This is a genomic window from Draconibacterium mangrovi (assembly GCF_010586825.1).
GTDB lineage: Bacteria > Bacteroidota > Bacteroidia > Bacteroidales > Prolixibacteraceae > Draconibacterium > Draconibacterium mangrovi.
Genome location: NZ_JAAAGB010000011.1, coordinates 29131 through 55300, shown reverse-complemented (window position 1 = coordinate 55300; position 26170 = coordinate 29131). Strand labels below are relative to the sequence as shown.

Here is a 26170-nt window from a genome sequence, read left to right as displayed (position 1 = left end):
GGAAAATCCTTGTTCATTCGTTAGGTGTCCATATTCCAGATCAAACTCTGATTTGCATAAACAATAAAATCATAACTATGAATAACAATTCAATACTTCGTGTTGAACCTTTGGGAGCTCCGTGGAAAGCACAAGATCCATTTTTGTTTTGTGCCTATCATCGCGATAAATTCCCCGCGGGAAATGAAAAAATGGGCCTTGATGCCGATCAGTTAAAGGGTAGAAATATTGGTCAGGATTTTACGGGTAAAGACGGCTTCAGCATGTATCATGGAAAAGTGGTGCCGGGCTTTCCTTACCATCCGCACAGGGGTTTTGAAACGGTTACCGTTGTAAAGGAAGGGGTAGTTGACCATTGTGATTCCTTCGGTGGTGCCGGACGCTATAAGGAGGGAGATGCACAATGGCTAACTGCAGGAAATGGTGTTCAACATTCTGAGATGTTTCCACTTGTTAATGCAGACAAAGACAATCCGCTCGAACTTTTTCAAATATGGCTCAACCTGCCCCGAAAAAGTAAGTTGGTTGAACCGCATTACAAAATGCTTTGGAAAGAAACGATTCCTGTTATTCAATCAAAAAATGAAAACGGGAAAGTAACGGAAATCAATATTATTGCGGGTACATTGAATGGGGCTAAAGCTCCAAACCCTAATCCTAATTCGTGGGCAGCTGATCCCGAAAATGAAGTTGCCATTTTCACGATAAAAATGGAAGCAGGAGCAACTTACACGCTCCCGGATAAAGCAGAAGAGGTGAATATAAACCTCTATTTTTACCAAGGAGATGCGATCACAATAGAAGGCGAAAGCATAGCGGTGAATAACAGAATTACATTAAATCCAAAAGCAGAAAAGACGATTGTGAATGGCGGTAAAGATGCATTTCTGCTATTACTACAGGGAAAACCAATTCAGGAACCGGTAGCACAATATGGCCCGTTTGTGATGAATACCGAACAGGAAATACGAGAAACGATACATGAGTACCAGAAAACACAGTTCGGTGGATGGCCCTGGCCAATGAAAGAACAGGTATTTGAACGATCGAAAGGTCGCTTTGCCCATTATGCTGACGGAACAGAAGAACAAAAATAATAACAGCAAAAAAAGTAACAATTAAGAATACTGTTTTGCACCGTCCTTCAGGGCGGTGATATTTGTGATAATATAAAAGGCTTTAGCGTTTAATCGGTAAGATTAATGGCTAAAGCCTTTTTTATATGTCCTTAATTCTGATCACCGGGCTAAAGCCACGGTGCAAATAAAATCAACTTATTCCTATTCCGCCATCGGATAAGTAAAGGTATAAGTCCCCGACCCTACCGAAACAGTTACATCTGCTCCGGTTTGTTTGGCACTTGATTTTAAGTTGTCGTCCATGTTTATTTCGGCTACTTTAGCTTTTGGCAGCACCACTTCGGCAGAAGTGTTAGCAGGAACCTCAACCTGGTAGGTCATCTGTCCGTCGCTCACCTTCCAGTCCGATTTGATGGGGCCATACACCGAGCTAAACGTTGCATCAACATTGCTTAAACCACCGCCGGGATTTGGTGCCAGGAAGAATTTCTTGTAACCCGGATTATTTTCATCCACTTTTATACCGGCCACATGATTGTACAGCCACTCGCCAATGGCGCCGTAAGCATAATGGTTAAAGCTGTTCATTCCCACATCCTGAAACGATCCGTCGGGTTTCTGTCCGTCCCAACGCTCCCATATTGTTGTGGCGCCTTGAGTTACCGGATACAACCACGATGGGTAGTTTTTGCGGTTTAGCAGCATAAAGGCTAAATCGTCGCGACCAATTGCCGAAAGTGTTGGGCACAAAATCGGAGTTCCCAAAAAGCCGGTGGTAAGGTGTTTGAATTTCTCCACATCTTTTGCCAGGTAATCGGCAGCACCGTCAACCATACTGTCGGGCAATATGCCAAATGAAAGCGCAATAACATACGCCGTTTGAGTGTGCGAAACCAGTCTTCCGTTAGGTGTTACAAATTCGTCGTTAAACGCTTCCTTTATGTTTGCCGCCAGCTGTTTGTACTTTTCAGCGTCTTGTGCTTTGCCAATAATCTGTGCGATTTTGGCAGTCAGGGTAGTCGTGTAATAAAAATAAGCCGTTGCCAGCAGGTCTTTTTCGGTGGTAGCACCCGGGTAATCCGAACTTGTTGTGGCAAATGCCAGCCAGTCGCCGAAATGATTATCGCCTGTCCACAGGTAATCGTCGCCTGCCCGTTCGTTCATATAGCCTACCCATTTGGTTATTGCCGGGTAACTTTCTTCCAGAATGCGGGTGTCGCCATAAATCTTATACACCGACCACGGAATAACAGCCACCACATCGGCCCAGCCGGTAGCACCACCTTGTCCGTTCAACACGTCAGGAATAACATGCGGAATAACGCCGTTGTCCAACTGATCGGCTTCCACATCTTTCATCCACTTGGTATAGAAAGCAGCCACGTTAAAATTGTAGCCGGCAGTCATACTAAACACCTGCGCATCGCCTGTCCAGCCCAAGCGCTCGTCACGTTGCGGACAATCCGTTGGTACATCAAGGAAGTTACCTTTCTGTCCCCACTGAATATTGTGCTGCAGCTGATTTATCATTTCGTCGTTGCAGGCAAATGTACCTGTCGGTTCCATATCCGAATATATAACCACGCCGGTAATGTCTTCTTTTGCCGGGATTTCATCGAAGCCAATCAACTGCAAATAACGAAATCCGTGAAACGTGAATTTTGGTTCGTAAACAGCTTCGCCGTCTTTCCCGAAAATATAGGTATCGGTACATTCGGCCGAACGTAAATTGGCCGTATAAAAGTTACCTTCTTTATCGAGCACTTCTGCAAATTTAAGTTGCACTTTTTGCCCCGCTTTTCCTTTCATTTTTATACGTACCCAACCTACCATATTCTGGCCCATGTCGTACACTTTCTCGCCCTTTGGAGTGGTAATAAATTCAATTGGGTTTAACTCTTCCACAGCTTTTACAGGCACGCCTTGAGGAGCGATTAAAAGGTCTTTCGGTTGATCAACTTCTTCAACACTTTTCCAGTCGGCTGCATTAAAACCGGTGTTGGCCCAACCTTTTAATTCCAAACGCGCATCATAAGTCTCGCCATTGTAGATATCCGATTTAAGAATCGGGCCATTGTTTGCTTTCCAGTTTTTATCGCTAACGAGCCACTCGCTGCTTCCGTCGGTATAATTGATTTTTAGTTGAAATAACAGCGCCAGTTTACTTCCGTAATAACCATCGGCACTACTCCAACCAATATTTCCGCGGTACCATCCATCGCCCAAAACCACACCAACGGCATTCTCTTTTTGTAACATTTTGGTTACATCGTAAGTCTGGTATTGCAAACGTTTATTGTAGCTGGTCCAACCCGGTGTAAACAGCTGGTCGCCAACTTTATCGCCATTTAAAAACAGCTGATACAGGCCATGAGACGTTACATACGCCCGCGCCGATTTTACCGTTTTTGACGTGGAAAATTCATTCCGGAAATATTGCGCAGGTTTTGAATCCTCTGACTCCGGTTCGTTGGGCAAAGCAATCCACGACGCCTTCCACAACTCCGGCTCCAGAATTCCCATTTCCCAATAGGCCGGTTCGCTCCAGGCACTTGCTTTGCCTGTATTATCCCACACCCGCACTTGCCAATACACGCGCTGCATCGATTCGGGTTGCGGCCCTCCATAAACAACATTTACCGACTGATCGGATTCTATCTTCCCCGAATTCCACAACTGTTTGCTTTTTGATGACAGATCTTTCACCGAACCTGCCGTTCGGATTTCGTAAGCCGTTTGAACTACATTCTGTTGATCGGAATAAAGTTGCCAGCTTAACCTGGGTTGTTCAACATCAATGCCCACAGGATTTTCGTGATACTCGCAAACGAGTTTTGTTACACCTGTTTTTGCATAAAGTACTGATGAAAATACACTTAGAAATACAATTAAAAGGAATGAGTTAAGTAAAGCTTTTGAATGCTTCATTTTGTTTGATTTATTTGGTTTAGTAAAATTTAAGAATTTAAAATTAAAGCTCTTTAGCAGCAATAACAATACATAAACTGACACTAAATTTATACTTTTTGGCACTATCAAATACATTTCAGAATAAAAGAAAAAGTAAAATCGTCATCGAATACAAAAACAAAATCAAATTTATGTCAGCAAATTCTACTATTTTAAGAAAAAAATGTAATTTTCACACAATAATTCGAACATATTTCTTTCATCATTAGTTGCACCAGCGCCTAATCGACGAATCAAAATTTTAAAATTCATTTATAGAAAAACACATTTATTATGGTCAAAAAACTGCTTCATTTGTGCTTTTCCGGGATGCTTATAGTTATGAGTTCCGGCCTAAAAGCGCAGTCTGACATCGGATTTGGGAAATACCATACCAACCCGGAAGTTCAGCAATTGTTAAAAGAATTTTCTTCGGGAAATGCCAAACTGCACACCATTGCCGAAAGCCCGGGTGGCGAACCAATTACCGTGCTGGAAATTGGTGCAAACCTCAGCGATGTTCCGGCAATTTTTGTGGGTGCCAATTTCGAGGGAAATGTACCATTGGCAACTGAAGGCGCGTTGTACCTGTCGAAACTATTAATGGATTCAACGGCTTATACCAAAGATGTAAAATGGTACATTATGCCACAACCCAATCCTGATGCTGCTGCGGTTTATTTTTCGGCTTTAAAAACAGGGCAGGCCACCAACCTTTTTAAAATAAACAACGATGGAGACGAGGCCACCGATGAAGATGGTCCGGACGATTTGAACGGCGACGGGCTGATCACTCAAATGCGCATTAAAAGCATTGAAGGCAGCTATATCGTTTCGAAAGAAGATCCACGCCTGATGAAAGTAGCCGATAAAAAAGAAGGCGAACGAGGCGAATACAAATTGCTGACAGAAGGAATTGACACCGACAAAGACGGAAAATACAATGAAGACGGCGTTGGCGGAATTAACGTGGGAATTGCCTTTCCACACCTTTTCCCATACGAAAATAAGGAGGCCGGTTTATACGCCGGACAAACTCCTGAAGTATATGGAATACTGCGTTTTATTTTCGACCGCCCCGAGATTTCGATGGTGTATACCTTGGGTACATCAAACTTTTGCATGGTTCCGCCAAAAGGAGGCCGTAAAGGTGATGCCAGCCTCGACAAAATAAAAATTCCGCGCCGTTATGCCACCATGCTAAACGCCGATGCCAACAAAACCTACACCATGGACGAAGCAATCGAGTTGTTTAAAGCAGTTGTATCTCCGGGTACGGATGTTACTCCGTCGTTGGTGGCCAGCTACCTGAGTTTGGGGCCGGCATTAAATCCGCTGGAAGACGACCTGGTTTTTTATAAAAAATATGCCGAAGACTATAAAAAATACCTGAAATCAAAAGATTTCAGTACCGAAACGTTGGATCCGACTCCGGCAAAAGATGGTTCGTTTGAATTGTGGGCCTATTACCACCTCGGGGTGCCATCGTTTAGTATGCAACTATTCTCGGTTCCGAAAGTAAAAGAAGAAGCGGAAAAAGAGGATGAAAAAGACGCCTCGGATGACAAGAAAAAGAAAGAAGAAAAGTCGGAGAAAAAAGATGAGTTGAGTGAAAAGGACAAAGCGTTGCTGGCTTATTCTGATGCTGAACTGGACGGAGCAGGATTTGTTGCGTGGACAAAAGTTGATCATCCCGATTTTGATGAAGTAGAAGTGGGGGGTTATGCACCTTACCTGGAAACAACGCCGAAAGCAGATAAAATTGAGTCGTTACTGGCAACACAATTGCCCTGGTTGCTCAAGTTGTCTACCGAACTTCCGGAGTTTGCCATTGCCGACAAAAAAGTGACGGATATGGGTGGAGGTATCTATAAACTGGAATTGTATGTAGCCAACAATGGCGCACTTCCCTACCCTATTTCGATGGGACAGCGAAATGGTCAGCCTGCTCCTGTAGTGCTTACGCTTGATGGCGATATGGAACTACTGGAAGGCAAACTTCGCACACCCCTTGGAGCAATTGGTGCCAACCAGGTTAAAAAATACACCTGGTTGCTGAAAGCAAGCAAAAACAAAAGTATTACTGCCGGAATTGAGTCGACAGTCTTTACCGATGTAGTTGAACAAATTAAAATTGGAGGTTAATCATGATACGCAAAATATTTTCATTAGTAGCACTATTCTCGTTGGCAGTTGCGGTTTTTGCCGCCGACGAACCAAAAATTGAAGTACCGCTGCGTTTCGACCGTTACTACGATTACAATGATGTGGTAGAAGCACTTGAAGTACTTCATGAGGCTTATCCTGAGCTGACGAAACTTGAATCGGTTGGAGAAAGTGAAGAAGGATTAAAAATATACGCTCTTACCATCAACAACAAAAAAACAGGTGCCGAACATGATAAACCGGGTGTTTGGGTTGATGGAAACATTCACGGGAATGAGATTCAGGCCGGTGAAGTGTGCCTGTATTATGCCAATATGCTCCTTACCAAATATGGCAAAAACGAGCAGGTTACAAAAGCGGTCGACAGCAACGTGCACTACATTATTCCGGTGGTAAATGTTGATGGCCGTAACCACTTTTTTAAGGATGCTCATACGCCAAGTTCAAGCCGAAGTATCCGTATTCCGAAAGATGATGATGGCGACGGTTTATTTGATGAAGACGCCCCTGATGACCTGGATGGAGACGGCAGCATTTGCCAGATGCGCATAAAAGATCCGAACGGTGATTATAAACCGGATCCGGAAGATCCACGTATTATGGTTCGTGTAAAACCCGGCGAAAAAGGAGAATACACCATTTTAGGCTCGGAAGGAATTGACAACGATGGCGACGGCAAATTTAATGAAGATGCCGAAGGTTATCTCGATCCGAACCGTAACTGGGGCTACCACTGGCAGCCTCAGTACGTACAGCAGGGAGCAGGTAACTTTCCGTTTTCGGGGGTTGGCATAAAAGCGGTTGACGAATTTGCAGCCAAACACCCCAATATCATCGTAAACTTTTCATTCCATAACTCAGGCGGGATGTGGTTGCGTGTTCCGGCTGATAATACAACAGTTCTTCCGGCTTCGGATATTGCCGCCTACGATGTTATCGGTAAAGAAGCCATTAAAATAACTCCCGGATATGTTTATATGACCTCGGTTGAACTTTACCCAACTTTTGGTGACTCAGATGGCCAAATGTTCTTTGTACACGGCTCGTATACTTTTGTTGGCGAATTGTTCGTGCGCGAGCATGAAACTTACAAAGAGAAAAGTGATAAACCTGCAACCGCTTCCGAAAATGACCGCACCGAACGTAACCGTGAACAACTAAAGTTTAACGACAACGTAGTGCAGGGCGAATTGTATAAAGACTGGAAACCGTTTAATCACCCTGTTTATGGCGAAATTGAAATTGGTGGCTGGGTGAAAATGAGCTCGCGTTTACCACATCCGTTTATGTTGCCCGATTTGGTTCATCGCAATGCCTCGGTTGTATTGCTGGCAGCCAACGAAACACCAAAGGTCGAATTGGAAGTATTTGAGGTAAAAGAGCTGGACAATAACCTGAAACGAATTCGGGTTCGCTTGACAAACAAAAACGGTTTGTCGACCATGACAGCCCAGGCGGTGAAAGATAAACTGTATACCATCGACCACCTGAAAGTTTCGGGTGCCAAAGTTATTGCCGGTGGCAAAATTAACGATTACCGTCTCGATCAGGTTAGCTATAAAGAACATAAACCTGAGGTTCAGTTCTTTGCCATTCCGGGACACAGTTCGACAGAATATGAATTTATTGTTCAAGGCAAAGGAGAAGTAACACTGGAATACATCTCGCAAAAAGCAGGTATTACAAGTACTTCGGTATCTTTATAAAAAACACTTTAAATACTATATTACAGGGGCTTGTATCACAAAAAGCCCCTTTTTTATTTCTCAAATTGGGACGTCATTTCTTTTTGTTATTTTCTAATTATCAATATCTTTTTTATCTCAAATTACCAAAACAAAAAGAATAAAAACTTACGTTATGAAAACCAAACTTCTGTTAACCGTTGTGTTACTTGCAATAGTAACAACCAATGCAATTTCTCAGGAAAATTCTCTTGAAATGAAAGCTCCCCAAACCTGGACTACTGATCCGTGCGGAATGCTAATGATGCTTCCCACCTTTGACTATAATGAATTCATAGCCAACGGAGGTTCCGCCTATTCCGATTGTGGCATTGTTGAAAGTAGTTTGAACAACTATTTCAACACCTACTACGATGAATTTTTTAAGAAATTAGTTATCGAAACGGTTTATACGATCATGGACTCATGTTCGAATACATTAACCGCCACTGATTTTTATATGTACCGGCCAACCACCTACATTCCCGACGATGTAATCACCAATCATCAAATTCAGCAAATAGAAGAAATTGATTCGATCACCGGTTTGCCCTTCTCCGACTACAATCAAATTACCCCTGAAGAATTTATAGCAGCCGGAGGTTTTTTTAACGACGTTTGCGGAATGGAGCCAATAAACAGCACCATCGAATATCAAGACTGGAATGCTGTTTTAAATGAAAACGGACTACCAGAGAGTTTTATAAGAATCTTCTCCATTTTTGACGAGTTTAGCGGGCTTTTCTACACCATGGAGCAACAGATAGTTTTCAACGATCCCAATCCTGTGGTTTTGTCAGCAAAAATCATCCCACCATACAACACGTTCATCAACGTTTGTAATAACGAACAGGTAATTCCGGTTTGGGACTACCAGGAATTTGAGATGTTTGGTGGCAAAATCATTTCAGAATGCCCGGTGAATGAAACTAGTTTTACGAGTTCAATGTATTCCTTCTACGATGAATTCTGGGATAAATTTATGGTAGAAACAGCCTACTTTGCTGAATATAACTGTGGAAACAATCTCGAATATTTCGACTATTATTTAAAAGAACCATTTTTTACTATTCCGGAAGATATTCATCTTAGTCCTTCCGACGGAGACTTTGCAAATCTTGAAGCATTAACTACACTGCCACTTTCATTACAGCCCAAAGTAATAACAAGCGAGCAGTTTCAGGCTGCCGGAGGTTCTTTCATCGATACGTGTTACCTTGAAGCTTATTCATACATCCAGATAGAGTATAATGATTATTATTCGTATCCATATTTATGCCCCATAAGTATAAACCGGGTATTTACAATAATCGACGATGCCGGAGTTTTTTATAGTAAAGAACAACAAATAATTATTGAAGATAAAGAAGCCCCCGTATTGCAACTACCTAACGACACCGTATTATCGTGTGCTGATGAATTACCAGAGGCTTTCCTGTCATTTGAAGCCTTTGAGCAGGCCGGAGGTACAGCATCCGATAATGGTATTTTAATGAAACATTCATTTAGTCTATTGTCTGAATCCACTGACGGCAGTTGTCCAAAAACTGTTTCCAGAACCTACGAAATACAAGACACTTGTGGCAATACGACCTATGCTACTCAACTATTTATGATTAACGACACATTGCCTCCCGTAATAACCGGTTCGTCAAACATATTTATCGAATGTACCGGGGACATTCCGGCCAACTACAACTCATTTGAAGAATTTGCTGAGGCAGGAGGAACTGCTGATGATAACTGCGAAATAGACTACTCATCTTTCCGTTTTGTTGGCGAAACAATTACAGGGAACTGCCCTACTATCATCAATCGTTTTTATGAAATAGGTGATGCTTGCGCAAATACGAGTTTATGGCAACAGCAAATAATAGTAAATGATACAACCCCACCTTTTTTTCTGAGCCTGCCCCAGACGATAAATGACATTAATTTTGATGATGAATTTCCATTGTTCGAAAGCCTGGAATATGATGATAATTGCGGCACTCCAGAACTTTCAACCACAGTTCTGCCATTCACCATTAATGAGGCAGGCTACCCGGTTACCTATCTTTGGGCTCTAACCGATTCATGCGGAAACACTGCACAAACCTCAACTTCATTCAATGTGTTACCAAAACCTGTTGAATACTGCACTGCTACAGCAAATGCAAGTAACGAATGGATTGCAGAAGTGAATATCGGAGGCCAGACCAACAGCTCAGGGGCTGCAGGATATGAAGATTTTACTGCTTTTATATTCAAATTAACCTCTGCCGAAAGTTATACCATTACTTTAACTCCCGGACTCTCAGGCAAAGCAACATTTGAATACTGGTCCGTATGGATTGACCTAAACACCGACGGAACATTCTCTGATAATGAATTACTTTTCTCCGCGAATAAAAAACGATCGATAGTTACGGGTTCAATAACAATACCTAACGTAAACAATCTTGAAACCCGCATGCGCGTAGCAATAAGCAGCGATGGTTCTCCGCTTCCGTGTGGAAACATCGGCAATGGCGAGGTGGAAGACTATACCGTAGTAATTGGCGCGGCTGTTCCCCAACCTCCGGTAGCAGCATTTAGTTCAGATAAAACTGTGATAAACGCTGGCGAAGCAGTACAATTTTACGATGAATCCTTAAACAATCCTGACTCGTGGGAGTGGAGTTTTCCAGGTGCTGACTCGGGTGTTAGTACCGAACAAAACCCTGCTGTAATTTACAATACGGAGGGAATTTTTGATGTAATTCTCTGGGTTACAAATGACGTTGGTACCGATTCACTCATCCTGTTTAATTACATCACGGTTAACGATTCTATTACCGATAATTATTGCGACTCGGAAAGTCTTTCCATACAGAAAGAATGGATTGCCGGTGTAAATTTGGGCGATATTTCCAATGCTTCTGAAGGATCGGCCTATTCAGATTTTACATCAATCAACACAAACCTGGCCACCGGTGCTGCCCAACCAATTCAACTTTCACCAGGCTTCTCCGGTAAAAGCGAGCGCGAATTCTGGAAGGTTTGGATTGACTTCAACCAGGATAAGGATTTTGACGATGCAGGCGAAGAAGTTCTCGCTGTTCCGAACTCAAAATCTGTTGTTTCTGCGAATATTTCCGTCCCTGCAGATGCCTTACCTGGCACCACCCGAATGCGTGTTGCAATGAAGGCTAATGCCTATTCTTCAAGTTGCGAAATCTTTGACCGCGGTGAAGTAGAAGACTATTCGGTAACCATTATTTCGAATAAAAGTGCCTACACAGAAGTAAAAGCCGCAGAAAATGAAGATACCGAACTGATTATTTATCCTAATCCGGCGCATGATATTATAACGATCAGCCATAATATACAATCGGAAAGCACAATTACCGTTTTTAATGCATATGGAGCTGTTGTAAAGAAAGAACCACTTGTATCAAATCTGCAGGAAATAAACATTAGCAACTTATCATCAGGAAGTTACTATATTAGAATAAGTGGTGAAGGATTCAATAAAATAAAGAAGTTTATAAAACAATAATATGAAAGAGTGCTCGCGTCCGTGAGCACTCTTTCTTTACAGAATTTAATTTTACCGAATAGCCACCAGTTCAAATCCAGTGCATTAATTCCCAAATTCTTATTGCTATGCTATCGGTATTTACCATTGTAATTTCATTGTTTTGCTTAATACTCACGCTGAAAACAATTGGCATACTTGAACTAAAAAAAAATCCCGGCGTCCACTCCGGGATTTTTCAATCCAGTCTTTTTAAACAACTAAATGAATTTTTAAATTCTCCTCCTCTATTTCTAGCGGGGTTTGTATAATTCAAAAGTAATTATGTTACAATTTAAAGCACTACGTGAGCTACTGAATTCAACTAGCCAAAATGCTGAAATTACTACTGCCGAAATGCTGACGCAGAAGTTCGTAGTTATGAAGAGAGTTACTGCAGAGATAATTTTTGAAGGTATTTTCAAAACCTTTTGCATATTGGATCGACACTGGGCTTATTTATTCGGCATAAAAAATCCCGGGCGTCCAATCCGGGATATTTATTTTATCACAATATAACGGGTTTCTAAAACCTTTAACTAAACTATCTACAGGGTTTGTATGCAACAAATATACCTGCTGTAGATGAACCAGCACGATATTATTTACTGAAAAGCACACAAGATTAAACTGATATTTAACGGTTTAAAATGCTGATCGCAAGCTATTCGAATACCTACAAGTCTATTTCAAATACTGAAATACCTGCCCTTTCCGAAGTCCGTCGTTAACAAAAACTGTTTCAACATCCAGTTTCCCTACTTCGAGAATATTACGGTCTTCATCGTCGAAGAAAACCATGTCGGAATAATCAATTCCAAAATACTTTTTGATTTTTGAGAAGTGTTGAATTTTACTGCCTGGATAAATTTCTTTTAGATCGAAATATTTATCGATATCAAACAAGTGGAGCAGGTCTTGTGCCCAGGATGGCTCAAAAGTTCTTGACGCCGCAGCAATTTTCCGGTTATTCCTTTTGAGTTCCTCTAATACCGGAATCACATCGGGATACAATACAATTTCACTGTTTGATTGATCAAGTAAGGCGCCGTCGCTCCAGTAATAAGGCGGATTTGTGGCATCACACCAGGTTCCACCGGAATCCCACAGGGTAAAATCCAAATCAAAAACGAATAACTTCATGGGAGCGAAAATAGAGAAAGTATGGAGATTTGTGTTTTATATCAACTCCTCAGAGCCAATATAAAACACAAATTTTAAGTCGCTAAAATCCCAGGCTTTGAGGCAGCCACATCGAGATTTCAGGAATATACGTTACCAGCAACAAACAAACGATCATTGCTATAAACATCGGGATAAGTGGTTTTATCACCGTTTCGATTTTTACCTGGCTTACACTGCAGCCTATGAATAACAGCGATCCAACAGGAGGCGTTCCCAAACCTACACTCAGATTCAGTACCATAATAATTCCGAAGTGAACCGGTTCCAATCCTAAATTGGTAACGATAGGTAAGAATATCGGAGTAAAGATCAGTACTGCCGGAGTCATGTCCATAAATACGCCCACAAACAGCAGAATCAAATTGATGATCAGCAGAATTACAAATTTATTATCGCTCAATGCCAATAAAGCTTCACTCACATTCTGTGGAATATTCTCGTAAGCCATAATCCACGACAAACCGATACAGGTGGCCACAAGCAAAAGCACAAACGCTGTTGTTTTTACCGAGCGCAGAATTACATCAGGAAGGTCCTTCCAGCTCATTTCGCGGTAAATAAATGCCAGTATCAGCGCGTATAAAACAGCCACTGCCGAAGCTTCGGTTGCTGTAAAGAAACCGGCCACAATACCACCGATAACGATCACCAGCATCATCAAACTCGGGAGAGCGTGCCAGAGAGTTTTTAAAGCATTTAATGCACCTTTTTTATGCCTGCTGCCGTAATAGCCAATTCCTCCCAGAAACAAAGCGCCGATTCCGCCATAAATGGCAGTGGCTACTCCTGTCGAAAATGCACTGTTTACTTTTATCAATCCAACAATTACCAAAGCAAGGGATGCAATAACGGCAAAAAATTTACCGAGGTTGCGAACCATTCCGCTAAATCCAAAATGTTTGTACGAAAACATTCCCAAAGCCACTGCCATAATTGCCAGTCCTGTTAAAATACCCGGGGCATAGCCGGCAAGGAAAAGCGCAGTAATGGAAACACCACCACTGGCGAGCGAATATACAATGAGGATATTACTTGGCGGAATAGACAATCCCGTTGTTGCCGAAGTAATGTTTACCGCCGCACTAAAGTTTTTGTCGTAACCTTCTTTGTTCATTTCAGGCATCATAATACTACCGATCGCCGAAGCCGAAGCAGCAGCCGAGCCTGAAATGGCACCGAAAAGCATATTCGCAAAAACATTAACAAAAGCCAGTCCGGCAGGCCAGCGACCAACCAAAACCCGGGCAAAATTAATAAGCCGGATAGCTATCCCACCCTTGTTCATTATATTCCCCGCCAGTATAAAAAACGGAATCGCCAACAGTGCAAAACTATCCAGCCCCGTTGCCATCCGCTGCGCAAATGTTGTTGCTGCAGGCAGTGGCATAATGGTTACCAGCATGGTTAAAATCCCTGAAATTCCGATACTGATAGCAATAGGAACTCCAATTACAAGTAAAATTATAAAGCTTACTACAAGTACAATTACTCCTAAAAATTCCATTACTCTTCAATATTTTGGTTCAGTGAATTATCAATAGCATAATAAATAATAAGCAGTCCGCTAAGTGGGACAATGAGGTAAACATACCCCAGAGGCAGCGCCAGTGCTGCTGATTTTACCTGGAGGTAAAAACGCGTATAAACCAGCCACGATCCGCCAACAACCATAACAAACAAGGCAAAAAGGCCAACCAGCGAATTAATAATAATCTGCAAACGGCGTTTTTTGGCACCTTTCATTTTTTGCAACATCAGATCGATGGCCAGGTGTTCATTTTTTCCGGCCACATAAGCGGCCCCCAACATACCTACCCAAATTAGAAGAAATCCGGCCAGCTCGTCGGTAAACGAACTAGGTGCGGACAAAACGTAGCGGCTAAAAACCTGCCAGAGCACATCGAGTACCAATATGCTCATAATCGAAATCAACAAGATCTCGATTACTTTATCTATTTTTTCTCTGATAGTCATTATCTTTTTCTTATCGGTTTCTATTTAACGGCTTCGATGCGACGTAATATGTCTCCCAAAACTTCGTCCTGACGGTATTTATCAAGTAGATCGGAAACTTTATCTGCAAATAATTCTTTGTCAGGATAATTGATCTGAACACCATTCTCCTGAACGATCTGCAACGATTCTTCTACCGATTCGGCCCAGTATTTCCGCTCTACCGGAACCGATTCGTCGGCAGCTTCCTGTAACCATTTTTGTTCCTGATCGCTTAGTGTATTCCACACTTTTGTACTGATGATCAGCACATCGGGCACACAGGTGTGTTCATCTAATGAGTACTGTTTACACACCTCGTAATGGTGCGAAGTATATAAACTTGGCTCGTTGTTTTCGGCGCCGTCAACCACTCCACTTTGAAGTGCAGTGTACAATTCGCCCCACGAAATTGGAGTTGGAGAACCACCTAAAGTACGTACCATTTCCATGGCAGTCTGACTTTTCATCACCCTGATCTTCATACCTTTTAAATCGTCAGGTGTATTTATGGGTTTATCGATGGTGTAAAAACTACGGAAACCGGCATCATAAAAACACAAACCTCGAATCCAGTATTCCTCCGTTCCCAGCAACAACTCTTTGCCGATTTCCCCATCAAATACCTTAAAGGAATGTTCTTTCGAGCGAAAAACATAAGGCAAACCCAGCGCTTTGAATTTTGGAGTAAAACTTTCCATTACCGCAGCAGAAACTTTGGTAATTGCCAGGCTTCCAATCTGCAACAATTCAACGCATTGTTGCTCGGAGCCCAACTGTCCGCTGGGATAAATATCGATGGTTAATTTTCCTCCTGATTTTTCAGCCAAACGTTCTGCCATAAACTCCATTCCCTTATGTACCGGGTGAGTTGGATCGAGACCATGAGCCAGTTTTAAGACTTTATGTTGTTTGGTTTCGGTGCATCCCAAAAGAAATACTACCACAAAAACCAACGAAAAAGCTTTAAAGATTTTAGTTCTCATTAGATAAAATTGATTTAGTGTTTCGCCATTTAGGGCGGCTGTTTTATGTTGTCAGGTCACTGATAATTTTCAGTGCCTCTGTACATTTTTCGGTAATATAGGCATAATTTTTTTCGGCCAAAACTTCTTTTGGGAACAACTGCGATCCCATACCCACACAAGTTACACCGGCATCGAACCATTGTTTCAGGTTCTCTTTATCCGGAGAAACACCACCGGTTGGCATTATGCTGGCATAAGGCATCGGTCCTTTTACGGCTTTTACAAAGCTTGGTCCTCCCACCTGCGATCCGGGGAATATTTTAACCACCTCGGCACCTAATTCGTGTGCACGGCCAATTTCAGTAACCGAACCACAACCCGGACTCCAGGCAATTTTGCGTTTGTTACAAACTTTTGCAGTTCCTTCATCAATTAGCGGAGCAACTACAAAGTTGGTTCCTAAAGCTATGTACATGGCAGCTGTGGCCTCATCAACGATTGAGCCAACTCCCATTATCATTTCCGGGCATTCTTTAATGGCCCATTTATTTAATTCAGCAAAAACAAGTGTCGCAAAATCGCCACGGTTGGTGAATTCGAATAAACGTACACCACCATCGTAGCAGGCTTTTACCACTGCTTTACAAACCTCAACATCCTGATGATAGAACACCGGCACCATTCCGGTTTCTTTCATTTTTAATGCTACTTCTATTCTTGAAAATCTTGCCATCTTTTATAAGTTTTTAGTTCACAGTCGCAGTTATCAGTTCCATCATGAACTAACTATTCTTACTGACTGAAAACTGAGACTGTTTACTGTTTTTTATCGATCAACACGAGCGCTTCCGCCTCCGATTATTTTTTCTACTTCCGACAGTGTTGCCATGGTTGTGTCGCCCGGAGTGGTCATTGCCAATGCACCGTGCGCTGCACCATATTCAACAGCTTTTGCACCATCGTTAAACTCAAGGAAACCATAAATTAAACCGGATGCAAAACTATCTCCACCACCTACACGATCCATTATTTCAAGATCTTCGCGATGCTGAGCTTCATGAATTACACCATCAGCATAACAGATAGCACCCCATGAATTTACGGTTGCCGTTTTAACGGTACGCAATGTTGTGGCTATAACCTTGAAGTTAGGAAACTCGGATACAGCAGATTTTATCATGTTTTTATATCCGGTTAAATCCAGCTCTTTCAAGTTCTCTTCGTTACCTTCCACTTCAAGTCCCAAACAAGCTGTGAAATCTTCTTCGTTACCGATCATTACATCTACGTACTTGGCAATTTCGCGGTTTACTTCCTGCGCTTTTGCTTCTCCACCAATGGCTTTCCAAAGCGACGGACGGTAATTCAAATCGTATGAAACAATGGTACCGTATTTTTTGGCAATTTTTACCGCCTCGATAACTGTTTCTGCTGCCGTTTCCGAAAGTGCGGCGAAAATACCACCGGTGTGCATCCAGCGAACGCCCAATGTTCCAAAGATATATTCCCAGTCGATATCGCCCGGTTTTAATTGCGATGCAGCTGTATTTCCACGGTCGGAAACACCTTTTGCACCACGAATGCCAAAGCCTCTTTCTGTAAAGTTTAATCCATTACGAACGGTGCGACCACAACCATCGTAGTCAACCCATTTTACAAATTGAGTATCCAAACCGCCCTGAAGCATAAAATCTTCAATTAAGGCACCAACTTCGTTGTCGGCCAATGCAGTTATAATTGCTGTTTTCTTTCCGAAACACCTTCTCAGACCGCGTGAAACGTTATATTCGCCACCGCCTTCCCAGGCACGAAACTGACGCGTTGTTCTTATTCTGCCTTCTCCAGGATCGAGTCTTAACATTACTTCACCAAGAGAAATACAGTCGTATGTACATTCGGATTTTGATTTAATTTCCAATTTTGCCATGATTTAGTCTATTCTTTAATGCAATCGATTGCAAAGATACATTTCTATTAAAATATTTTGAATGATCGCCTTAAAATCAAAGTGTTTTTACTAAAAATTAAAATAAGCTTTTGCATTATTGAAACAGATATTTTCAACCATGCTTCCCAACAGTTCCATATCGTATGGAATCTCGCCATTTTCAACATCGTTACCCAGTAAATTACACAAGGTACGACGGAAATATTCGTGACGGGTATACGACAAATAACTGCGTGAATCGGTTAGCATTCCCACAAAACGGCTCAACAAACCAAGATTTGATAAGGCCTGCATTTGTTTTTCCATGCCGTCTTTCTGATCGAGGAACCACCAGCCCGAACCAAATTGCATTTTTCCGGGAACAGAACCGTCCTGGAAGTTACCGATCATTGTGGCAATCAGCTCATTGTCGCGAGGATTCAGGTTGTATAATATCGTTTTTGATAATTTATTCTCCATATCCAGTCGATCCAGCAATTTTGACAGCGGTCGTGCAATATCAAAATCACCAATCGAATCAAAACCTACATCTGCTCCAAGTTTTTTGAACAAACGCGTATTATTGTTGCGTAAAGCGCCAATATGAAACTGTTGCGTCCATCCGCGCGAATGGTCCATAATTCCGAATTCGTACAACATGCAAGACTTGAATTTCACCACTTCTTCTTTTGTAAGCGCACCACCTTTACGAACTTTAATGAAGATCTTTTCAATTTCGGCTTCGGTGTAATCTTCAGCCAGAATTGTTTCAACACCATGATCGCTTAAACGACAACCATTTAAATGGAAAAACTCGTGACGATCGTCCAGTGCTTCCATCAAACCGCTAAAGCTGTTAATATTAATATTGGCAGCCTCTTCCAGCTCACTTAAATACGCATTGTAAGTAGTTGCATTCTCCACGGCCATCGCCTTATCAGGGCGCCAGGCCGGAAGTACAGCAGTTTCAAAACCATCAGCTTTAATGGCTCTGTGATACTCCAACGAATCCACCGGATCGTCGGTAGTGCAAATGGTATGCACATTGGCCATTTTTATAATTCCGCGGCATGAATATTCAGGAGTTTGCAATTTGGCATTACATTCTTCCCAAATCTCTTTTGCAGTTGCCGGACTCAAAACTTTATCGATTCCAAAGAATTTTTTTAGTTCCAGATGTGTCCAGTGAAAAAGCGGATTGCGCAAAGTGTGCGGCACCGTTTCGGCCCACTTTTCAAACTTTTCCCAATCGCTGGCATTTCCTGTACAGTATTTCTCGGCAACACCGTTGGTACGCATTCCGCGCCATTTGTAATGGTCGCCATACAACCAAAGCTGCGTGATGTTTTCATACTCTTTATCCTCAGCAATTTCCTGCGGATTGATATGACAGTGGTAATCAAAAATCGGCATTTTGGCCGCATGATTGTGATATAATTCCTTTGCAACATCGGTTTGCAAAAGGAAATCTTTGTCCATAAAAGCTTTCATAATGAATAAAAAAGTCGGAAGTCGGAAAACCGAAGTCCGGAGTTATTTTATAAGTCGAATAATCGTTTTAAATGTCGGTCGAAGATATTTTCCTCTACACAAGCACCAACCACATCAGCATATTTCTCCAGCAATCCTGTGTAGCGCTCTCCCATTTCGGCAGCAACTTTATAGCCTACATGAATTAACTGACGGAAGTTTGCATTATAATCCGCATGTCCGGGAATATGACGCAAGGTATTTCCGAATTTTTCGCCCGTCCAGCCGGCAACCTCTTCCGCTGATGGAAGTTTTGAGTCATCAATATCAATAACATCGGCATAAGGAGCACAAAGTTCTTCTTTCCGATCCAGCGCTTTGGTGTAAATTTCTTTCGCTGCAGCCAAACCTTCATCGCCCGAAATAGCTAATCCGATCACTTCTTCCAGCCAGGTTGTTCCTGCAGTTTTTACGTGAATTCCCTTATCGAACTTTTTAATGATACCGGCCATTATCGGGTAAATCGTGAATTTATCAGATCCCGAGTGAACGCTGAGTTTCAGATCAGCCGGTAATCCAAACTCTTTTACCGCATAATCAATTACCAGTACATCCTGCTCAAACTCTTTGGCAAACTGTTCGGCATCACCCACATAATCAACACCTTTATTAAAACGGCCAGTAAATTTAGGAGCAATGGTTTGCGCCGGAATATTTTCGTTGGCAATCATTTTTAATATGAAAAACATGTCAACCGGAGTTTGCGGAGCCTCAACTTCGTCCATTGATACTTCGGTAACAAAGCTGCCTTTTCCTTTCACCGCCTCAATGTGTCGGTAAATTTTTCCTGCTTCTTTAACGGCAGCCAGATATTTCGAGGCCACCTCTTCCAGCAATTCTCTGGTAATTACAATCGGTTCCTCTATCCCCGGTATAGTTACCTCATCTCCCAGCAACTTGCAGGTTTCTTTAAAAGCAGCCACATCTTCAACCGATGCCTCGGTACCAATATACATAGCCACGTCGAGGGTAAAAAAGTTACTTGGCTCGATAAAACGGTCAACGTTTCCAAGATTGATATGATCGGCATCAACAAAATAGGAATTTTCCCAGGCCAGTGCTTTTACTGCCTCATCGGCTTCAATTCGTGTGCCCGATGGCTCGGAATGCACAATATCGTGTTCGCGATTTGATTTATTCCAAACCGGAGTTACTTCAATACCTTTTTTATTCGCTTTAATTAAGGCACGGAGTTGCGCCTGTCCTTCGTGGTTGAAGCGGTCGCCCACTCCAAAACTATATTTTCCAAATTGCATGATACAAGTCTAGTATTTATTTTTTCAAAAATCGATTTCCGTGTACGTGCACGAAAGTAGAATTATATTTTAAATCTAACAAATATTTACTGTTCTTTAAAATCATTCCACGCTAAGCAACGTCACACCTACAACACTGTTTTTTAACTACTTAATACTTATTAACTTTTATCATCAACGTTCAGATATTTCTAAAACAACACACACATTCTTAACAGTTGTATATTTTCTGAAAACCGAACCCGATATATACGCTCAAAAAAGTGTATCTTTGTAATTTATTAACTTAAATCAATAATACTTTTAAATATTTTTCAAATCTATGAAACATTTCACTGTCCTTCTTACCCTCATTTTCTTTTCTATTTTACTATCTGCACAAGATCAACCAGCAGATTGGGAAAATCCGGCCGTTTTCAACATCAACAAAGAAAAACCGCATGCCAGCCTTATGCCATTTGGCTCGGTTGATGATGCCTTAACACAAAAGCCACATCAATCGGAATTCTATAAGACATTGAGCGGCACCTGGAAATTTAATTGGGTGAGAAAACCTTCCGACCGACCGGTAAATTTTTACAAACCGGAATATGATGTTTCTGATTGGAACGATATTCCCGTTCCGGCAAACTGGGAACTTGAAGGCTATGGCGTACCGATATACGTAAATCATCAATATGAGTTTTCAGACTACAAAAAGCCGGTGTCGCCGGAAATGATATTTGTGGATGACATTTATCCGGCCGAACCGGGCAAAGTTCCACACGATTACAATCCGGTAGGCTCTTACCGCAGAACTTTTACCGTACCTGAAAACTGGAATGGCCGCCAGGTTTTTATACAGTTTGGAGCAGTAAAATCAGCTTTTTATTTATGGATTAACGGCGAAAAAGTGGGCTACTCACAAGGAAGTAAAACGCCTGCAGAGTGGGACATTACTCCATATTTAAAGGAAGGCGAAAATATTGTGGCAGCCGAAGTTTACCGCTGGTCTGACGGTTCGTACCTCGAAGCACAGGATTTTTGGCGTATAAGCGGTATCGAACGCGATGTCTATCTCTATTCTACTCCTAAAGTTCGCATCCGCGACTTTTTTGCAAAACCTGATCTGGATTCCGAATACACTAACGGAGTATTTAGTCTGGATGTTGACTTGAGTAATCACACTTCGAAACTAAAATCGGGCGACTACACCGTTAAATACAATATTTATGATGAAAGTGGCTCAGCGCTATTGAGCCGTGAACAGGAAGTTAAAATTAACCGAAATGAAAATGCTACTGTTCATTTTTCGGAAGAACAAATAAAAGATGTAAGAAAATGGACTGCCGAAACGCCTAATTTATATCTGCTAATAATTAGTTTGATTGACGACAACGGAAACACTGTTGAAGCGGTTCGCTCAAATATTGGTTTCCGTAAGATTGAGATTATCGATGCAGTGTTCCATATCAACGGAGTTCCGGTTACTATTAAAGGGGTTAACCGACATGAGCACGACCAATACAATGGGCATGTGGTAAGCGAAGAGGCAATGATAAAGGAAATTGCGCTGATGAAACAGTTCAACATTAATGCGGTGCGTACCAGCCACTACCCCAACGACGAACGTTTTTACGATCTGTGTGACAAATACGGTTTATATGTGACCAACGAAGCCAACATAGAGTCGCACGGAATGTATTACGGAGAACATTCGCTGGCCAAAAAACCGGAATGGACACCGGCACACGTCGATCGCAATATGCGAATGGTTGAGCGCGATAAAAACCACCCTTCAGTAATTGTTTGGTCGATGGGAAATGAAGCCGGCGACGGTGAAGTTTTCTCTGCCGTTTACAAAGCCATAAAAGAACGCGATCCATCGCGTCCGGTGCATTACGAGCGTGCTATTATGGGTGATAATACCGATATTTTTTGCCCGCAATATCCGAGCGTACGAGCACTGGAGAATTACGGATCGAAACACCAGACCAAACCTTTTATTTCAAGCGAATATTCGCATGCCATGGGAAACAGCAACGGCAACCTGGTTGATTTATGGGAAGTATTTAACCGCGACAGAAACGACCAGTTGCAGGGCGGTTATATTTGGGACTGGATCGATCAGGCGTTGGTAAAAAAATCGGACGATGGCACTGAGTTTTGGGCTTACGGTGGCGATTATGGCGAAAACATGCCAACCGACTATAATTTTGTTTGTAACGGAATTATATCGGCCGACTACACGCCGCATCCTGCCATGTGGGAAGTAAAATATGCTTATCAGAATGTAAAAATTGAACAACTTGACAAAGGGTACCGAATTACCAATATGTTTGATTTTGTTGATCTGAGCGATTACGAAATCAGCTGGACATGCACCCGCGATGGAGAATATTACAGCTCGGGTATTTTGGAAAACGTTGACCTTAAACCGGGCGAATCAACCGATGTAGATCTTAATACAGGAATAAAGATTGACTTTAGCGATCCGGAACCTCATGAATTCTTCATCGATTTTTCGGTAAAACTTAAGGAAGATAAACCATTCCGTAAAGCCGGATTTGAAGTGACGCACGCACAGTTTCCTGTTAATATAGAAATGGTAAGTGCAACTAAAGAACAAACATCTTCGGCGGAATTAAAACTGGAAGAGACTAATAAGAATTTTACAGTTCATGGACCACAATTCGTTATTAACTTTGACAAAGAAACAGGTACAATTTCATCGTATAAAATGAATGGAACTGAGTTGATTCAAAAAGGTCCGCAGGTGAATTTCTGGCGACCAGCCAACGACAATGATAAAGGCAGCAACATGCTAGGTCGATTGGGCGTTTGGCGCGAAGTTTCAAGGAACTTAAAACCCGAAAGTGTTACTGCTGTAAAAACCGACAACAACAAAATTTACCTGACAACAAAATACAATTTTGATAAGATCGATGCGACACAATCGGTAGTTCAGGTAATTGACGGAAACGGCAAGATTGAGGTTACCAGTATTTTTGAAACGTCGAATACCGAGCTCCCCAACATTCCGCGAATTGGCATGCGTTGGGAAATGCCGGTGAATTTCGACAACCTGAAATATTTTGGTCGCGGGCCACACGAAAACTACATCGACCGTAACCACAGTGCTGTTGTGGGTATTTACGAAAGCAAGGTGGCCGACCAGTATTTTAAATACGTTCGTCCGCAGGAGAATGGCTACAAAACCGATGTGCGCTGGTTTGAGTTGAGAAACGAAAACGGCTTGGGCTTAAAAATATCGGGCGATCCGGTAATTGGATTTTCTACCCTGCATAATCCGCTTGAAGATTTTGACATGGAAGACAGGAACGACTACCGCCACACCAACGACATTGTGAAAAAAGACGGTGTATTTATTCGCACTGACCTGATACAAATGGGTGTTGCCGGCGATAATTCGTGGGGAGCACAACCAATGCAGCAGTATCAGATTCCGGCAAAAGATTACCAGTACAGTTTTACAATCGAGCCGATATTTTAATTAGCAACATCAGTAATTTAACGAACAATGCAGAAGGCTATCATTTTATTCGTCGTCATGACAATCAGTTTGGGGATTTTTGCCCAATCTGCCGACATCGTACCAAAGCCGGTTTCGGTGGTAAAAAAAGAGGGCGTTTTTAAAATTACCGACAACACAAAAGTTCTTTTTAACGCCTCTAATGAAACTGAAAAAGAATTCTCCGATCTGGCAAAAGAACTGCTAAAAAGCGCGACAGGTAACACTCCTGAGTTTGTTGCAACAACAGCTCCAAAAGAAGGCAATATTCTTATCCAGCTCAACAATCCACTCGACACAAGAATCGGCAACGAAGGTTATACACTTTCTATTCAAAACGACCGCGTATTTTTAAATGCCAATACAACAGCAGGTCTATTTTATGGCATGCATAGCATTTGGCAACTGTTAACGGCAAACGATGGCACTACCCTGCCCTGCATGGATATTACCGATTATCCTCGTTTTGGCTGGCGTGGTTTGCATCTTGATGTATCGCGGCACTTTATGCCCGTTGAGTTTATTTACAAATACATCGACTACATCGCGCTGCACAAAATGAATGTTTTCCACTGGCATTTAGTGGATGACCAGGGTTGGCGTATTGAAATAAAAAAGTACCCAAAACTTACTGAAGTTGGCGCATGGCGTGCCGACCGTGAGGATTTGGACTGGAACTCGAGAAAAGAACCGGTGAAAGAAAACGAACCAAAATATGGCGGCTTTTACTCGCAGGAAGAGGTAATAGCCATTGTTGAATACGCGCGAAAAAAACATGTTACGGTAATTCCTGAAATTGAGATGCCCGCACACGTTATGTCGGCATTGGCTGCTTATCCCGAGTTTTCGTGCACCGGCGAATACCAACCGGTTCCTCCGGGCGGAGTATGGCCGATCACGCATATTTTCTGTGCCGGAAAAGAAGAAACATTTAACTTTCTGGAAGATGTATTGACAGAAGTTATGGGCCTTTTTCCTTCAACTTACATTCATATTGGAGGCGACGAAGCCACAAAAACAGAATGGGAAAAATGTGAGCTCTGTCAGAAGCGCATGACTGACGAAGGATTAAAAGACGAGCATGAATTACAAGCTTATTTTATCAAACGAATTGAGAAGTTTCTGAATAAAAACGGCCGTCAGTTGATTGGCTGGGACGAAATTCTGGAAGGCGGACTTGATCCGACAGCAACCATTATGTCGTGGCGTGGTTCCGATCCGGGTATTAGAGCTGCAAAAGCCGGTCACGACGTGGTAATGTCGCCAACCTCGCACTGTTACTTCGATTATTACCAGGGCGATCCTTCGCTGGAACCAAAAGCTTTTGGCGGAAATATCACCTTGAAAAAAGTATATAATTACGAACCTGTTCCTTCAGAATTAAGCACCGAAGAAGCCAAACATATTATCGGAGCGCAGGCCAATATCTGGACAGAATACATGCCCAACGGCCGCCATGTTGAATACATGATTATGCCACGAATGAGTGCACTGTCTGAAGTGTTATGGTCGCCAAAAGATGCGAAAGACTGGGGTGATTTCTCGAAAAGAATGGAAAGCCAGTACAAACGATTCGACAAACTGGGAATCAACTATGCAACCAGTGCATTTCAGGTTTCGGCAAAACCGGAACTGGATCCGGCAAACAAATCGATAAAAATTGAATTAAGTACCGAAGCTTATGATCCAACTATTTATTACACAACCGACGGATCAAAACCGACGGCCAATTCAAAAAAATACACCCAACCGTTTTCAATTAGTAAATCGGGAACGGTTAAAGCCGTAGTAATTCAGGATGGTGAATTAAAAACTGAGCCGCTGGCCACCGACTTTTTTATCCACAAAGCTATTGCCTGTAAAGTGGACCAGAAGTTTCCGAACAGCAAAAGCTATGAATCAACCGGAGAATATGCGTTGGTGAACGGTATAAAAGGGACAAGGAACCACGCTGATGGAAATTGGAAAGGATTTGTTGGCAATGACTTTGTGGGCACTGTTGATTTGGGAGAAGAAACAGAATTTAATGCCGTTAAAGTTGGAGTTCTGCAGAATATTGGCGCATGGATTTTTTATCCATCGCAAATGATTGTTGAAGGTTCTATAGATGGAAAGACCTTTAAAAAGATCGGCTCTATAAAAAACAAAGTGAGCATTTCTGATGGTGAGCGTCAGATTCAAGAACTTGTGGTAAACAAAAAGGCTTCAGGTCGCTATTTGCGCGTAACGGTTAAAAACCTCGGCGAATGTCCAAAAGGTCATGCAGGTGCCGGCGATCCGGCCTGGCTATTTGTTGATGAAATTATTGTAGAGTAAAATATTCAACGGGCACGATTTTAGTTCGT

15 protein-coding genes are annotated in these 26170 nt (G+C 42.2%); 6 read left to right on the top strand and 9 right to left on the bottom strand.

Translation table 11 applies throughout. From position 1 onward, the window contains the following. Positions 1 to 77 precede the first annotated feature (77 nt). Positions 78 to 1097 (top strand): pirin family protein, encoded by a 1020-nt coding sequence (locus G4420_RS20205; protein WP_163325762.1) that lies wholly within the window; start codon positions 78 to 80, stop codon positions 1095 to 1097. A gap of 183 nt (positions 1098 to 1280) precedes the next feature. Here G4420_RS20205 and G4420_RS20200 read toward each other — a convergent pair whose 3' ends face one another. Then, positions 1281 to 4007, bottom strand: coding sequence for a glycoside hydrolase family 78 protein (locus G4420_RS20200; protein ID WP_163325761.1), 2727 nt, complete (start codon positions 4005 to 4007; stop codon positions 1281 to 1283). A 315-nt stretch (positions 4008 to 4322) separates the two neighbouring features. Between G4420_RS20200 and G4420_RS20195 the strand changes: the two genes are divergently transcribed. The 3 genes from G4420_RS20195 to G4420_RS20185 all read left to right on the top strand — a co-directional run bounded on the left by G4420_RS20195 (position 4323) and on the right by G4420_RS20185 (position 11438). Beyond that, positions 4323 to 6173, top strand: a complete 1851-nt coding sequence (locus tag G4420_RS20195) for a M14 family metallopeptidase (RefSeq protein WP_163325760.1) — start codon at positions 4323 to 4325, stop codon at positions 6171 to 6173. 2 nt (positions 6174 to 6175) lie between these two features. Next, the gene (locus G4420_RS20190) at positions 6176 to 7900 is read left to right on the top strand and encodes a M14 family metallopeptidase (RefSeq protein ID WP_163325759.1); all 1725 of its coding nucleotides are present in this window, start codon (positions 6176 to 6178) and stop codon (positions 7898 to 7900) included. Between the two features lie 154 nt (positions 7901 to 8054). After that, on the top strand, positions 8055 to 11438 hold the full coding sequence (locus G4420_RS20185) for a GEVED domain-containing protein (RefSeq protein ID WP_163325758.1): 3384 nt from the start codon (positions 8055 to 8057) through the stop codon (positions 11436 to 11438). A 702-nt stretch (positions 11439 to 12140) separates the two neighbouring features. Here G4420_RS20185 and G4420_RS20180 read toward each other — a convergent pair. The 8 genes from G4420_RS20180 to G4420_RS20145 all read right to left on the bottom strand — a co-directional run bounded on the left by G4420_RS20180 (position 12141) and on the right by G4420_RS20145 (position 20314). Further along, positions 12141 to 12599 carry a magnesium-dependent phosphatase-1 gene (locus tag G4420_RS20180; RefSeq protein ID WP_163325757.1) on the bottom strand — a complete coding sequence of 153 codons (459 nt, stop codon included), beginning with the start codon at positions 12597 to 12599 and terminating at the stop codon, positions 12141 to 12143. An 82-nt stretch (positions 12600 to 12681) separates the two neighbouring features. Continuing rightward, positions 12682 to 14145: a TRAP transporter large permease gene (locus tag G4420_RS20175; protein WP_163325756.1), complete on the bottom strand. Its 1464-nt coding sequence runs from the start codon at positions 14143 to 14145 to the stop codon at positions 12682 to 12684. Further along, positions 14145 to 14615, bottom strand: coding sequence for a TRAP transporter small permease (locus G4420_RS20170; RefSeq protein ID WP_204273768.1), 471 nt, complete (start codon positions 14613 to 14615; stop codon positions 14145 to 14147). The genes G4420_RS20175 and G4420_RS20170 overlap by 1 nt, the downstream gene beginning before the upstream one ends. Positions 14616 to 14635: 20 nt before the next feature. Next, entirely contained in the window at positions 14636 to 15619 is a 984-nt protein-coding gene (locus tag G4420_RS20165; RefSeq protein ID WP_163325755.1) for a TRAP transporter substrate-binding protein, read from the bottom strand. 43 nt (positions 15620 to 15662) lie between these two features. After that, positions 15663 to 16334: a bifunctional 4-hydroxy-2-oxoglutarate aldolase/2-dehydro-3-deoxy-phosphogluconate aldolase gene (locus G4420_RS20160; protein ID WP_163325754.1), complete on the bottom strand. Its 672-nt coding sequence runs from the start codon at positions 16332 to 16334 to the stop codon at positions 15663 to 15665. A 93-nt stretch (positions 16335 to 16427) separates the two neighbouring features. Next, the gene (locus tag G4420_RS20155; protein ID WP_163325753.1) at positions 16428 to 17528 is read right to left on the bottom strand and encodes a sugar kinase; all 1101 of its coding nucleotides are present in this window, start codon (positions 17526 to 17528) and stop codon (positions 16428 to 16430) included. A gap of 90 nt (positions 17529 to 17618) precedes the next feature. Next, the gene (gene uxaC / locus G4420_RS20150) at positions 17619 to 19007 is read right to left on the bottom strand and encodes a glucuronate isomerase (protein ID WP_246241716.1); all 1389 of its coding nucleotides are present in this window, start codon (positions 19005 to 19007) and stop codon (positions 17619 to 17621) included. Between the two features lie 59 nt (positions 19008 to 19066). Further along, complete coding sequence (locus tag G4420_RS20145) at positions 19067 to 20314, bottom strand: tagaturonate epimerase family protein (protein WP_163325751.1); 1248 nt, start codon at positions 20312 to 20314, stop codon at positions 19067 to 19069. Between the two features lie 322 nt (positions 20315 to 20636). Between G4420_RS20145 and G4420_RS20140 the strand changes: the two genes are divergently transcribed. Both G4420_RS20140 and G4420_RS20135 read left to right on the top strand, forming a co-directional pair. After that, positions 20637 to 23807: a glycoside hydrolase family 2 TIM barrel-domain containing protein gene (locus G4420_RS20140; protein ID WP_163325750.1), complete on the top strand. Its 3171-nt coding sequence runs from the start codon at positions 20637 to 20639 to the stop codon at positions 23805 to 23807. Positions 23808 to 23834: 27 nt separating this feature from the next. Then, complete coding sequence (locus tag G4420_RS20135; RefSeq protein ID WP_163325749.1) at positions 23835 to 26141, top strand: glycoside hydrolase family 20 protein; 2307 nt, start codon at positions 23835 to 23837, stop codon at positions 26139 to 26141. Positions 26142 to 26170: the final 29 nt, after the last annotated feature.